14 protein-coding genes are annotated in these 14,245 nt (G+C 29.7%); 8 read left to right on the top strand and 6 right to left on the bottom strand.

Going from position 1 to position 14,245, the window contains the following annotated elements; translation table 11 throughout:
* The first annotated feature begins 79 nt into the window (after positions 1-79).
* Positions 80-304: a DUF423 domain-containing protein gene (locus ACY2RW_RS10275; RefSeq protein WP_490122640.1), complete on the top strand. Its 225-nt coding sequence runs from the start codon at positions 80-82 to the stop codon at positions 302-304.
* Here ACY2RW_RS10275 and ACY2RW_RS10270 read toward each other — a convergent pair.
* The 6 genes from ACY2RW_RS10270 to ACY2RW_RS10245 form a co-directional block, all read right to left on the bottom strand.
* Positions 301-1,143 (bottom strand): hypothetical protein, encoded by an 843-nt coding sequence (locus ACY2RW_RS10270; protein WP_490122635.1) that lies wholly within the window; start codon positions 1,141-1,143, stop codon positions 301-303. The two genes, ACY2RW_RS10275 and ACY2RW_RS10270, sit on opposite strands and share 4 nt — an antisense overlap.
* A 43-nt stretch (positions 1,144-1,186) precedes the next feature.
* Positions 1,187-2,035 carry a TPM domain-containing protein gene (locus ACY2RW_RS10265; RefSeq protein ID WP_490122639.1) on the bottom strand — a complete coding sequence of 283 codons (849 nt, stop codon included), beginning with the start codon at positions 2,033-2,035 and terminating at the stop codon, positions 1,187-1,189.
* A 2-nt stretch (positions 2,036-2,037) separates the two neighbouring features.
* Positions 2,038-2,475: a TPM domain-containing protein gene (locus tag ACY2RW_RS10260; protein WP_490122634.1), complete on the bottom strand. Its 438-nt coding sequence runs from the start codon at positions 2,473-2,475 to the stop codon at positions 2,038-2,040.
* Position 2,476: 1 nt separating this feature from the next.
* Positions 2,477-3,088 (bottom strand): LemA family protein, encoded by a 612-nt coding sequence (locus ACY2RW_RS10255; RefSeq protein WP_490122633.1) that lies wholly within the window; start codon positions 3,086-3,088, stop codon positions 2,477-2,479.
* A 115-nt stretch (positions 3,089-3,203) separates the two neighbouring features.
* Complete coding sequence (locus tag ACY2RW_RS10250) at positions 3,204-3,533, bottom strand: MerR family transcriptional regulator (protein WP_490122632.1); 330 nt, start codon at positions 3,531-3,533, stop codon at positions 3,204-3,206.
* A 79-nt stretch (positions 3,534-3,612) separates the two neighbouring features.
* Positions 3,613-4,581, bottom strand: coding sequence for a M23 family metallopeptidase (locus ACY2RW_RS10245; protein WP_490122631.1), 969 nt, complete (start codon positions 4,579-4,581; stop codon positions 3,613-3,615).
* A 160-nt stretch (positions 4,582-4,741) separates the two neighbouring features.
* On the opposite strand from ACY2RW_RS10245, the gene alaS reads away from it, so the two are divergent.
* From alaS to ACY2RW_RS10210, 7 genes are all read left to right on the top strand, one after another.
* A complete protein-coding gene (alaS, locus tag ACY2RW_RS10240; protein ID WP_490122630.1) occupies positions 4,742-7,360 on the top strand; it encodes an alanine--tRNA ligase in 2,619 nt (872 codons plus the stop codon).
* An 11-nt stretch (positions 7,361-7,371) separates the two neighbouring features.
* Positions 7,372-7,926 carry a TPM domain-containing protein gene (locus tag ACY2RW_RS10235; protein ID WP_490122629.1) on the top strand — a complete coding sequence of 185 codons (555 nt, stop codon included), beginning with the start codon at positions 7,372-7,374 and terminating at the stop codon, positions 7,924-7,926.
* Between the two features lie 152 nt (positions 7,927-8,078).
* Positions 8,079-9,701 carry a DUF1800 domain-containing protein gene (locus tag ACY2RW_RS10230; RefSeq protein WP_490122628.1) on the top strand — a complete coding sequence of 541 codons (1,623 nt, stop codon included), beginning with the start codon at positions 8,079-8,081 and terminating at the stop codon, positions 9,699-9,701.
* A 2-nt stretch (positions 9,702-9,703) separates the two neighbouring features.
* Entirely contained in the window at positions 9,704-11,281 is a 1,578-nt protein-coding gene (locus ACY2RW_RS10225) for a T9SS type A sorting domain-containing protein (protein WP_490122627.1), read from the top strand.
* An 81-nt stretch (positions 11,282-11,362) separates the two neighbouring features.
* Positions 11,363-12,313, top strand: coding sequence for a GSCFA domain-containing protein (locus ACY2RW_RS10220; RefSeq protein WP_490122626.1), 951 nt, complete (start codon positions 11,363-11,365; stop codon positions 12,311-12,313).
* 70 nt (positions 12,314-12,383) lie between these two features.
* On the top strand, positions 12,384-13,088 hold the full coding sequence (locus ACY2RW_RS10215) for a DUF6498-containing protein (RefSeq protein ID WP_490122625.1): 705 nt from the start codon (positions 12,384-12,386) through the stop codon (positions 13,086-13,088).
* Positions 13,089-13,163: 75 nt separating this feature from the next.
* Positions 13,164-14,243, top strand: a complete 1,080-nt coding sequence (locus tag ACY2RW_RS10210) for a hypothetical protein (RefSeq protein WP_490122624.1) — start codon at positions 13,164-13,166, stop codon at positions 14,241-14,243.
* The last annotated feature ends 2 nt before the right edge of the window (positions 14,244-14,245 follow it).

Below are 14,245 nucleotides of genomic sequence, written 5' to 3'. Positions count from 1 at the left end.
TTCAATAAACTTTTAATTTAATCAGTATTACAAAGGGATTCAGAGGTTTTTACCAACCATTTTTTGCCATTAAGCCCTAATTTTAGGGTTTCACAGTAATTCAAGCACAAGTATGGATACATACATAGTGTATGCATTTATTATAGGAACTTTACTTTTTTCGTTCTCAATTTATGGCTTGGTAATATCTTCTGCAAACAACAAAAAACTACGTTTTTTAGGTCCAATTACGCCTTTAGGAGGTTTGTTCTTAGTGCTAGGTTGGGCTCTACTTTTATGGAAATTTATTTTAATAAGTTCTTAAAATTTTAACTCATATAAATTACGCCCAGAACCATGAGCTCTTTCATCAGTAATTAAAAGAGTATTCTCATCTTTAAAACAAACTCCCTCTTTTTGAGAACGGTGTTTTAATTTTATTTTTTTAACAGTGCCAGACAAAAAATTATCATCTTTAAAGTCAGAAAAAACAAGTACGTTTTTTTGCGATAATAAGACAACTTTTTTACCATTTTCAGAAATATCTGCAGAAGTAATCCAACACTGTAACTTATCGCAATTTTCATATTCGCCAATTAACTCTGCTGTGTAGTTACCTTCTTTAGCAGGAATTTTATATAAAAAAGTTTTTCCGTATTTTTTTCTTACTCTACTTTTAGTAAAAACATATAAGTAGTTTTTAAAATAAAAAAAAGCTTCAGCATCAAAAAATAATTCTTTCTTTTTGGGTGGGTATTTATTTTGATTTAGATACTTAAAAGTAATTTTTTCTACTTCAGCATTTTTTTTATCTAGGTACTTTTTATCTACTTTTAAAATTACTAAATTCTTTCTTCTATTTTGATTATTTCCAAAATCGCCAATATAAATATTACCTTCGTTATCTGTGGTTAAATCTTCCCAATCATTATTTTTTGCTTTGATATAAATTTCTTTTTTTATTTTTCCTTTTTCAGAAATTGCAAATAATTTTGGTTGATTTCCACCATCATTTATCATCCAAATCACATCAGGTTCTATAGAGGTATCTGTACCAGAAACTTCGTTTAAAATTTTAGGTAAATCTGCAATTACTTTAAGTTGTCCAGAACTTTGACAGCTTATTAAAAAAAGAATACTAAAAAATACTAATGTGTTTTTCATTAAATTTTAAATATAAAACGTTTGTAAGATTAAGGATGATTTTTTACCAACCTCCAGAAGCTCCTCCTCCTCCAAAAGAACCACCTCCAAAACCACCACCAAAGCCACCTCCACCAAAAGAGCCACCTCCAGATGAACCTCCACCAAAGCTTCCTCCTCCTCTACCTGCATTGCTCAAAATAATAGTATCGAAAATAGTGTCTGCAAGAGAACCTCTTCTGTATCTTCTTCCTCCACCATTATTATTTTTATTCCCTCTAGAAATAAGCATAAAAATGATAAAGACAATAATGATAAAAACAATAATTCCAGGATCAAAACCTTCGTTATTTTTTTTACGAGTTCCTTTAAACTCGCCATTTAAAGTTTTAAAAATATAATCTGCTCCTTTGTTTAAGCCTGCATAATAATTTCCTTTTTTAAATTCTGGGGTTATAACTCTATCTATAATTCTTTTTGACTGAAAATCAGTAAGTAAATGTTCTACTCCTTTACCTGCTTGAATAGTAATTTTTCTATCATCTTTTGCTAATAAAATTAAGACTCCATTATCTTCTTTAGCTTGTCCAACACCCCATTTTTCACCCCAATTTGCTGCTAAATAATTAATATTTTCTCCTTGGGTAGAAGAAATAATTGCAACAACAATTTGTGTAGAAGTTGTATCAGAATATTTGATTAATTTGTTTTCAAGAGATGTACTATCTCTTTTAGAAAGTAGCCCTATATAATCGTAAACACCTTTTTGTTCTTTTAAATTTTTAGGCTTATTGGGAATTTCAAATCCTTGAGAAAAAGTTTGTAAAGAAAAAATAAATACAAAAGCAAATAACAATTTTTTAAACAAATTTGCCAACTGAAAACTGCTTACTGAAAACTGACTACTGAACATTATCATCCTTTAGAAATCTCGTTAGAAAGTTCATTTTCATCATCTATTTGCCAAGGAAAATGAGCTTTTAATTCTTCTCCAGCTTTTAAAATTCCATCTATGATGCCTTGTTTAAAATCTCCTTGCTTAAAATGGTTTTGAATTACCTCTTTTGTAGCATTCCAAAAATTAGTAGAAACTACTTTATTGATGCCTTTATCACCATAAATCACAAATTTTCTATCGGTAACAGCTACATAAATTAGCACGCCATTTTCATCTTTAGTATTGTACATTTTTAACAAATGAAATACTTCTAACGCTCGTTCATAATGGTCTTTTTTTGATGAAGACTCTATATGTACACGTATTTCGCCAGAAGTATTTTTCTCTGCGATTCTAATAGCAGAAATAATTTCTTTTTCTTCGGCTGCAGTAAGAAATGCTTCTACTTTAGACATTTTATTCTTTTTTCTTGCTAAAATCGAAGTTTACATCTGGAGCATTCTCAGAACCTGGATTCGATTTATAACGAGCCATTTCTTCAAAACCAAACATTCCTGCTAATATCTTTCCTGGAAATTTAGTAGTATGAATATCATAAATATTTACTTTTTCATTAAAACGATCTCTAGCTATATTAATTCTATTTTCTGTTCCTTCTAACTGGCTTTGTAATTCTAAAAAGTTTTTGTTTGCTTTTAAGTCTGGGTAACGTTCTACTACCAATAATAACTTAGACAATGCTCCACTTAAACCTGCTTGTGCTTGTTGAAATTGTGCCATTTTTTCTGGTGACAAATTGTTCGCATCAATAGTTGTAGATGTTGCTTTAGAACGTGCTTCAATAACTTGTGTTAAAGTTTCTTTTTCAAAATCTGCAGCACCTTGCACAGTTTTTACCAAATTTCCAATTAAGTCATTTCTACGTTGATAAGCACTTTCTACATTAGACCAAGCTGTTTTTGCATCAGCCTGATAAGTAACAGCAGTATTATTAAAACCTACTGCCCAGCTGTAAATTGCATATACAATTACACCTATTACTATTACAGGAATTAACCATTTTTTCATAATTTCTAAATTTAAATTTTTGTTGATTTTTCTAATACAATATTACCCAATATTCTTGAGAAAGTAAAGAATAATTAGACCAATTCATATATTAGTTAGATAAATAGAGGTTTTGTTACAGTTGATTTTTAATTTTAATCAATTCTGCTTTAACTCCTTCCAACCTTGTAATAATTTCTTGGTTATCAAAAAGTGAATCTGGATTCTTTTTTAATTTTTGCTTAGCACCCTCTAAAGTAAAACCTCTCTCTTTAACTAGATTAAAAATTAATTTAAAATTTTTAATGTCTTCTTGTGTAAATAAACGATTTCCTTTGGCGTTTTTTTTGGGTTTGATAATATCAAACTCTTTTTCCCAAAACCGAATTAATGATGCATTAACACTAAATGCTTTGGCAACTTCACCAATTTTATAGTAGCGTTTTTCGGGTAAATCTATATACATATATTCAGTATTCAGTATTTAAAACTAAAGAAAATGAAGTTTAAAAGTAACTTACCTCTTTTCTATTTTTTTCATAAAACTAATCGTAAGATTGTCCTTCTTCTTCAGCTGCTTTTTGCATTGCTGCAAATTCTTCTGGAGTTAAATCTCCATAATAAAAGTTTATAGGGTTTAAAGCTCTATCATTTTTATGCACTTCGTAATGTAAATGAGAGGAAACAGAACGTCCTGTGTTACCCACATAACCAATTAAATCACCACGTTTAACTTTCTGTCCTTTTCTGGCTTTCATTTTACTCATATGTGCATAAATAGTTTTATACCCATACCCATGATCTATGTAAACTACATTCCCAAAAGTGGCACTTCTTTCTGCTCTAATAACTTTACCATTTCCAGAAGCATAAATTGGTGTTCCTGTTGGTGCTGTAAAATCCATCCCTTTATGAAACTTTCTAATTTTTAAAATAGGGTGCATTCTCCATTTATAGCCAGAAGCCATTCTTGTTAAATCTTCTAATTTTACAGGTAAAACTGCAGGAATAGAGGCTAACATTTTTTCTTTTTCTTTGGCCAAAGTTACAATTTCGTCTAAAGATTTAGACTGAACCACCAATTGTTTAGACAAAATATCTATGTCTTTGGTTAGTTTTTTTATCATAGAAGAATTATCAAATCCTTCTAAATTCTTATACCTATTTACACCACCAAAACCTGCTTTTCTTTGTTCATCTGGTATTGGGTTTGCTTCAAAATAAGTTCTATAAATATTATTATCTCTTTCTTGTAATTGAGCTAAAATATTAGAACTTTCTTCCATTCTTTTAGTCAATAACTGATAGTGTAATTTTAAATTATCTAACTCTCTTTTTTGTGCTCTTTCGTTTGGCGACATTATAAACTGACTAAAAACAATAAAACCAATAAACGCAATTAGTATTACTCCTAAAATTCCGAAAATAGATTTCTTATAATAATCACTTTTCTTAACAGCAATTTTTCTGTAAGAAAGCGTATCTGCATCGTAATAATATTTTACTTTTGCCATAATTGTAAATATGCTATTTTTGTTTTTATTAAATCGATATTTTAATAGATATCTTTTTTAATAACTCGCTAATTTACAAAATGTTTTACAACTGCTTTTTTAAAGCAGTTTTTTTTAAAAATAAATTAACACAATTAAAGGTGTTGGAAACTTCTTTTTTATGAAATCACAAGATATTAGATCTACGTTTTTAAACTTTTTCAAAGACAAGCAGCATTTGGTAGTTCCTTCTGCTCCAATGGTTACAAAAGACGATCCAACATTATTATTTGTAAATTCTGGAATGGCTCCATTTAAAGAGTATTTCTTAGGCAATGGAACACCAAAAAAGAACAGGATTGTAGATACGCAAAAATGCTTGCGTGTTTCTGGTAAGCATAACGATTTAGAGGAAGTTGGTTATGACACCTATCATCATACTTTATTTGAAATGTTAGGAAACTGGTCTTTTGGCGATTATTTTAAGAAAGAAGCCATTGCTTGGGCTTGGGAATTATTGACAGAAGTTTACAAAATTGATAAAGATATTTTATACGTAACCGTTTTTGAAGGCTCTGATGATGCAGATAATTTAAAAATGGATACTGAAGCTTATGACCTGTGGAAGCAGTATATATCTGAAGATCGAATTTTAAAAGGAAACAAAAAGGATAATTTTTGGGAAATGGGCGAGCAAGGACCTTGTGGACCTTGTTCTGAAATTCATGTAGATATTCGTTCTGCCGAAGAAAAAGCAAAAGTAGATGGCAAAACTCTAGTTAACGAAGACCACCCACAAGTGGTAGAAATTTGGAACCTAGTTTTTATGCAATATAATAGAAAAGCAAATGGTTCTCTAGAAGATTTACCTAATAAACACATAGATACAGGAATGGGTTTTGAACGTTTGTGCATGGTTTTACAAAACGTAAAATCTAATTACGATACAGATGTTTTTAAACCTATTATTAGAGAAATAGAAACCATTACCCATACCAAATATGGTAAAAACGAGCAACAAGACATTGCCACTCGTGTAATTGCTGATCATGTAAGAGCTGTTGCTTTTTCTATTGCAGATGGTCAACTACCAAGCAATACAGGTGCTGGCTATGTAATTCGTAGAATTTTAAGACGCGCAGTTCGTTATGGATTTACATTTTTAAACAAAAAAGAACCCTTTATTTATAGATTGGTTGATGTTTTAACAAAAAAAATGGGTGCTGCTTTTCCTGAATTAAAAGCCCAGAAACAGTTAATAGAAAACGTTATTAAAGAAGAAGAAACTTCCTTTTTAAGAACTTTAGACCAAGGGTTGGTTTTATTAGATGGCATTATTGCATCAGCAAAAACAAAAGAAATTTCTGGAGATAAAGTTTTTGAATTGTATGATACTTTTGGTTTTCCTATAGATTTAACCGCTTTAATTTTATCAGAAAAAGGCTATACTTTAGATGAAAAAGGCTTTCAACAGGAATTACAGAAGCAAAAAAACAGATCTAGAGCAGCAAGTGAAATGTCTACAGAAGATTGGACTATTTTAGCTGATGATGCTGTTGAAGAATTTATTGGTTATGACACCTTAAATGCAGATGTAAAAATTACGAGATACAGAAAAGTTACTTCAAAAAAAGATGGAGAAATGTATCAATTGGTTTTTAACTTAACTCCTTTTTATCCTGAAGGTGGAGGACAAGTTGGTGATAAAGGGTATTTAGAAACTGCACAAGGAGATGTAATTTACATTTTAGATACTAAAAAAGAAAACAATGTAATTATTCATTTTACAAAAAACCTTCCAAAGCATTTAAATGAACCTTTTAAAGCAGTTGTAGATGAAAAACAACGTTATAGAACAGAATGTAATCACACAGCAACACATCTTCTGCACCAAGCTTTAAGAGAAGTTTTAGGCACACATGTATCACAAAAAGGTTCTGCTGTACATTCTAAATATTTACGATTCGATTTTTCTCATTTTTCGAAATTAACTGTAGATGAATTACGTGAAGTAGAAAACTTTGTGAATAGAAGAATTGCAGGTAAACTTCCTTTAGAAGAAAGTAGAAACATACCTATGGAAAAAGCAATTGCAGAAGGAGCAATGGCTTTGTTTGGCGAAAAATATGGAGATACTGTACGTGCTATTAAATTTGGAAAATCTATAGAATTGTGTGGTGGAACTCACGTAAAAAACACTGCAGATATTTGGCATTTTAAAATAAAATCTGAAAGTGCAGTAGCTGCTGGAATTAGAAGAATTGAAGCCATTACAAATGACGCTGTTAAAGATTTTTATTTTGAGAATAACAAATCGCTTTTCGAAATTAAAGACTTGTTAAACAACACCAAAGAACCTGTGAAAGCAGTAAAAGTTTTGCAGGAAGAAAATGCATCACTCAAAAAACAAATTGAGCAATTGCTAAAAGAAAAAGCACAAAATTTATCTGGAGATTTAAAAAATAAATTACAAGAAATAAATGGTGTCCAATTTTTAGCAACAAAAATAGATTTAGACGCAAACGGAATTAAAAACTTAGCTTTTAGTTTGGGTAAAGAATATCAAAATTTATTTTTATTATTTGCAACTGCTCCTTCCAATGAAAAAGCAATGCTAACCTGCTACATTTCTAAAGAATTAGCAAATGAACGTGGTTATGATGCAGGAAAAGTAGTTAGAGAACTAGGTAAATTGATTCACGGAGGTGGAGGAGGACAAAATTTCTTTGCAACTGCTGGTGGTAGAAACCCTAGTGGAATTCCAAAAGCTTTAGAAAAAGCTGTGGATTATTTGGTGTAAAGCATTTTTACATGAAAAAAGGCCTTTTTAAACTAATATTATTAAGTTTTTTATTTTTTGGTTTTTCTGCTTGTAAAAGCATAAGTAAAGAAGAGCAAAAATCAAAAACTACTTCTCCAAAGGTAGAATTTAGACCTCATGATTTTGAAAAAAGTGACTTACCAAAATTTAAAGGTGTAGTTAATGATTATGAACAAATTTTTTCTTTCGAAGAATTACTCAAATTAACTGAAATAATTAAAAACTTTGAAAAGAACACCACAAATCAAATTGCTATTGTTTCGATAAATTCCATTGGAAAATATGAAGATTTCAACAAATTTGCAATAGATCTTTCCGATTACAATGGAGTTGGGTTAAAAGAAAAAAATAATGGACTAACTATTGTTTTTAGTAAAAATTTAAGAAAAGTTAGAATATGTACAGGAAAAGGAACTGAAAAAATTCTGACTAACTACACATGTAAAGAGGTTATTGACCAAATTATGATTCCAGAATTTAAAAATGGTAATTACTTTTTAGGCATAGAAAAAGGGTTACAAAAATTAATAGAAGAATGGAAATAAACCACCTGTAAAGACCAAAAAAAATCTCTCTTTTAAACTATTTCTAAATTCTAAGGTCTTAATACAATAGTTGTTAACTGAAAAAAAAAATTCAAATAAAAACCCTAAATTTGAAATAACACAAAATAGTTTTCATTATATCATATAACAATATGCCTAATTTAGATACTTTTTCTGGAAACTTTACAACAAAAGAAGCTAGCCATTTGCTTAGAAGAACTTCTTTTGGAGTTACAGAAACAATGGTTTCTGAAGCTGTTAATTTAGGTTTAACAGGTACAATTGCCAAACTTTTTGAGGTTAAACCCTTACCAAATCCGCCAGTAAAATTCACTTTAGATGGCTCTGCAAATGGAGAAATTAACGACCCAGATGCCAATTATGGAGAAACTTGGGTAAATGCTGCACCTCTGCCAATTGCTGCTACTAATCAAGAAAGAAATAGAATTTTAAACTTCAGAAAAAGATCCTTATATGCTTGGTCTTATTTACAAATGCAAGATGCAGGTATTTCTATTAAAGAAAAACTTACCTTGTTTTGGCACAATCATTTTGTATCAGAAAACAACAACCCACATAGAGAGTTTCAATACATTAATCTTTTAAGAACTAATGCATTAGGTAATTTTAAAGAATTGGTTAAACAGGTTACAGTAAATCCAAATATGTTGATTTATTTAAGTGGGAATCAAAACTCAGATAAAGCTCCTAATGAAAATTACTCAAGAGAATTGTTAGAACTTTTTACTATTGGTAAAGGCATAGCAGTTGGTAATGGAGATTACACCAATTATACAGAAGATGATGTTGTGCAAATGGCAAAAGCTCTTACTGGTTGGCGAGTTAGAGGGTTAACCCACGAAGATGCCTTAATTCCATATTTTACAAATAACAGACATTCTAAAGGCAATAAAACCTTATCTCACAGATTTAATAACGATGTTATTTCTGAAAATGGAGAAAATGAGTATAAAGATTTAATAGATCGTATTTTTCAGGAAGATGAGTGTTCTCTATTTATTATGAGGCAGCTCTATATTTGGTTTGTAAATTCAGAAATTACCTCAGCAATAGAAACCAATATTATAATTCCTTTAGCTAAAATAATTAGAGACCATAATTACGATATTTCTCCAGCCTTAAAAAAGCTATTTCTTTCACAGCATTTTTTTGAAAATGTTTTCTGTATGATTAAAAGTCCTTTAGATTTAATGATTTCTGCTACAAAATCTTTAAAAGCAAGTGCACCAAAATCATCAATTAAAGAAGAATATGAGTTTGCATATATTATGTATTTAGCCTGTACAGATTTGGGACAATCTTTGTTTCATCATCCAGATGTTGCAGGTTGGAAAGCGTATTATCAAAAACCCTTATTTTATAAAACTTGGGTGAATAATTTTCTACTACCTAAAAGATTAGATTTTTGTAAAATTTTAGTTACTGGAGGAAAACTACAAATCAACAAGAAAAAATATACAGTTCCGCCTTTGGTACCAGTTTTAGAAATTGCAGCTAGTATTCAAAATTCTAATAACCCTAATATTTTAATTACAGAATTAGCCAATCGTTTATTTAATTATGAAATTACTCAGAGTCAAAAAGATAGTTTAAAAGCAGTTTTAATAGACGGTTTACCAGATTTTGAGTGGACTATAGAATACTCAGATTATCTTGCAGATCCCTCAAATACAGCTCTGGCTTTATCAGTAGATAAAAAACTGCGTAATTTAGTTGCAGTGATGGTACAAATGTCTGAATTTCAAATTATGTAAAGATGAAAAAGACAAAAACATTAAATCGTAGAGACTTTATAAAACTGACTTCTGTTGCGTCTGCATCTTTACCAATTGCATTAAGTGGGTTCCCCCTTTTTGCAAATGAAAAACCAAAGAATTATCAATTTACAGAAGATAATGAAAACATCTTAGTTCTAATACAATTACAAGGTGGTAATGATGGTTTAAACACCGTTTTTGATTTGAATCAATATGATAATTTACAGAGCGTTCGTTCTAATATTATTATTTCAGAAGCAGATTTACTAACTGTAAATAGCACCACTCGATTTCATCCAGCAATGCAAGGTTTAAAGAATATTTGGGATGCAGAAAAATTAGCGATTGTCCAAAACGTTGGCTACCCAAACCAAAATAGGTCTCATTTTAGATCATCAGATATTTGGAATTCTGCCTCAGATGCAAATGATTTTATTTCTAGTGGTTGGATTGGTCGCTTTTTTGAAGAAAACAATCCTACTTTTCCAGAAAGTTACCCGAATGAAAATAATCCTGATCCTTTTGCAATAACCATTGGTAGAATTGTTTCAGAAACCTGCCAAGGAAATGTTTCTAATTTTTCTATGGCTTTAGAAGACCCAGAAAATCCTGGAACTGCTTTAGCTTCTAACACAGGAAGTATACCTGACAATTGTTATGGTAATGCTTTAAGTTTTGTAAATGACACCATTGCACAAACAAATGCGTATGCTAGTGTAATTAAAAAAGCGGCTGATTTAGGAAATAATTTATCTACTAAATATAACGAATCAAGTTTATCTGAAAAACTAAAAAACGTTGCAAAACTAATTTCTGGAGGTCTAAAAACAAAAGTGTACGTAGTACAAATAGGTGGTTTTGACACACATGATAATCAAGTTGTAGAAGGAGAATCTAATACAGGAAGACAAGCAGTTTTGCTACAAGAATTATCTGATGCGATTCATGCTTTTCAAGAAGATTTAGAATTGTTAAATATTGATAAAAAAGTTATTGGAATGACGTATTCTGAATTTGGAAGAAGAATACGTTCTAATGCTGGTTTGGGTACAGATCATGGTACAGCAGCACCATTATTTATGTTTGGAACCTGTGCCAATAATACTATTTTAGGAGATGCACCAGAAATTGATACAGCAGTAGATGAACAAGAAGGTGTGCAAATGCAATTTGATTTTAGAAATATTTACAGCACTATTTTAACAGATTGGTTGGGTGCAACAAAACAAGAATCTACAAATATTTTGTTTGATAATTTTGATGCCTTGCCTGTATTTAAATCAGGTTGTTCTGCAGCACTCTCTACCAATGATTTTTTACAAACAGAGTTAGGAATTGATGTATATCCAAATCCAGCTATACAGTTTATAAATATTAAATTTTTAGGTAATAATGAAACTGTAAAGATTTTATTATACAATAGCATTGGTGCCATTGTAAAACAAATTACTCATCAAAAATACAGTGCAATACAGCATATTTTAAAAGTTGATATTCAAAATTTACCAAAAGGAAACTATTTTGTGCATTATCAATCTAAAGGAATTTCTAAAACAAAAAAAATATTGAAATATTAGTTTTTCTCGCAAAAAAAGCTCAAAAAAATATACTTCTTAACGTGTTTGCAAAAAACAAAAAACATTGCATCTTTGTAAAACATGATATTACAAACAAAAATACCCATAAAAAAAGTAACCAGAAATCAGATTACCTACAACTCTAAATTACTACTGCTAGGTTCTTGTTTTTCAGAAAATATTGGCAATAAACTTAATTATTTTAAATTCCAAACTTTACAAAATCCATTCGGAATTTTATTTCACCCTAAAGCAATTGAAAACCTAATTACAAATGCAATCAACGAAAAAGCATATTCAGAAGATGATTTAATTTATGAAAATGAACGTTGGCATTGTTTTGATGCACACTCTGCTTTGAGTGCTGCAGATAAAGATGAGTTATTAGACAATTTAAATACTGCTATTTTAACTACTAAAAAACAACTTAAAGAAGCTACTCATATCATTATCACCTTAGGAACTGCTTGGGTTTACAGATTTATAGAAACTGATGCTATTGTAGCTAATTGCCATAAAATTCCGCAGAAAAAATTCTTAAAAGAAATCCTTTCTATTGATGAAATTACAGAAAATTTAGAGGCAATAGTAGCACTTTTAAAATCAGTAAATAAAAATATACATATTCTTTTTACAGCTTCTCCTGTTCGTCATTTAAAAGATGGTTTTATAGAAAATACCAGAAGTAAATCGCATTTAATTTCAGGAATTCATCACATAATAGATGTTAGAAAAAACATTCACTACTTCCCATCTTATGAAATTATGATGGATGAATTGCGCGATTACAGATTTTATGCAGAAGATATGATTCACCCAAATAATACTGCCATCAATTATATTTGGAACAGGTTTACTGAAACTTGGTTTGCTGATGAAACGAAACCCTTAATGAAAGAAGTAGACATTATTCAAAAAGGAATTGCTCATAAACCTTTTCATGAAAAATCTGAGCAGCATCAAAAGTTTCTTAAAGATTTAGAACAAAAAAAGGCACAAATCATAGAATCCTTTCCTTTTATAAAATTTTAAAAAATAAGTCATTTGTCGTATTTGTAATATACTATTAACATACTTATTTTGTATTTTAAAATAAAAATCAATGTTAAAAGAAATTTTATACCCAACTCGTGAAAATGCATTTATTTGGTTAAGTGCTATTTACTTACTTTTCTTATTGTATTTAGGTAAAGTTACACCAATAATAATACTTTTTGTTTATTTTTTAGAAACTGTTATCATTGGTATATTTAACGTGCTAAAAATGTTTTGGTGTATTCAATTTGGGAAATCAAAAGGTTTTGGTTTGATTCCTTTTTTTATAGTTCATTATGGTTTTTTTGTAGCAATTCAATCTATTTTTGGATTTGCACTTTTTAGCTTTGGTGGAGATTCTGTTATAAAAGAACCTTTTAATCTTTTAGAAAACTATGCAATTATTCTTAATTTAGAAGGAATAAAATATGCGTTACCAGCAATTATATTTACACATTTAGGAAAATTTGTAACAGATTTTACCAATAACAAAAAATATCAAAAATTTACTGTCTCAGAAATTATGTTTAAGCCTTATGTTCGCATTTTTATACAACAATTTGTAGTTATTATTTCTTTCTTTTTTATAGTGTTTTCCAAAACAGGTATTATAGCTGCAATATTGCTAATACTCATAAGACTTTTGGTTGATTTATTTTTAGAATCTATCAAAGAAAACTCAAAAAGCCTAGATTATGTAGCAGAGAAACTTGCCAATGAAAAAGCTACTAAAGAAGCAATAAAAAAACAACTTATCATTTTTACAGAATAAAATATACGTCATTTGACGTATTGTAGACACTTTCATTTTTTTGGAATTTTGTAAAAGAATCCTAAAAACAAAAAGATGAAAAATTTATTCTATTTATCAATAGCCATTTTCTTTACTTCTTTGGCTATGAACGCACAAGATATTGAAAATGTAAAAGTAAAAGCTAGCACTTTTGGTACTAGTAAGTTTAAAAAAGCACCTAAACGAATTTATATCAACTCATTTAATGTAAACTTTGAGTATTATAAAGAAGCAGTAGATTTTAAAGCTGGTGGAAATGGAGGTAGAATAGGTGGAAATACCAGTAATGCAACTGCAAGAGCTGCAGTTGGTTTAGGTGGCATAGATGCAAATAAAATGCAAGAAAAGGTAAATGAAATTTACAAAAACTATGTCAATCGTTTAAAAAATGAAGGATATACACTAATTGATGTAGAAGAAGTTGGCAAAACAGAAGCTTACTCAGATTGGGTAAAAGCAACTGGCCCTTATATGAAAGAAATATACACTGGTATTATAACACTTGCACCTAAAGATTTTAGCTTTTATTATAGAGGACTTAAAAAAAACGGAAAACTTAAAAAAAGTGTGTTTGGAGATGGTCTTGTTAAAAACAAATTATCAAAAGAGTTGGGCAATGCCATCATTGCAGACGTAAATTTATATGTTATGTTTTCTGAAGAAGGTAGTGATATGTTTAAGGGAAAAGCTGCTAAAGTAAAAATAAAAACCAATTTAAGATTGGCAAAAAACTATGCAATTTCCATTCCTGTTAAACCAAAGAAAAAGAAATCTACACTAGGCAAGTTGTTTGGTTCTGTATCTATAAAAGGTGCTGTAGATGTATATCCTGCAAGTTCTAATGTGTCATTTACCACAAAATTAGGTGGTGGTTTTACAGGTAATCTTAAAGATGATGTAGAAATTAATAATGTACTTAAAAAACAAAAAATTGTTGCTTACCAAAAACAAGGTTCTTTTGTACCTACATCTTTTTCTACTTTTTCTACCTATTTAGATGCTAAAGCAGATAGATTTTCTACAACAGCAAAATGGATAGATGTTGATGGCGATAAATTTGCAGAAGGCTTTTACAACGCATGCAACACCTTTTTAACTAAGAATTTAGATGCTTTTTTTAAGAAAATTAAATAAAT

It is taken from the genome of Polaribacter sp. 2305UL8-11 (assembly GCF_058147165.1).
This window is presented reverse-complemented; position numbering and strand designations above follow the sequence as displayed.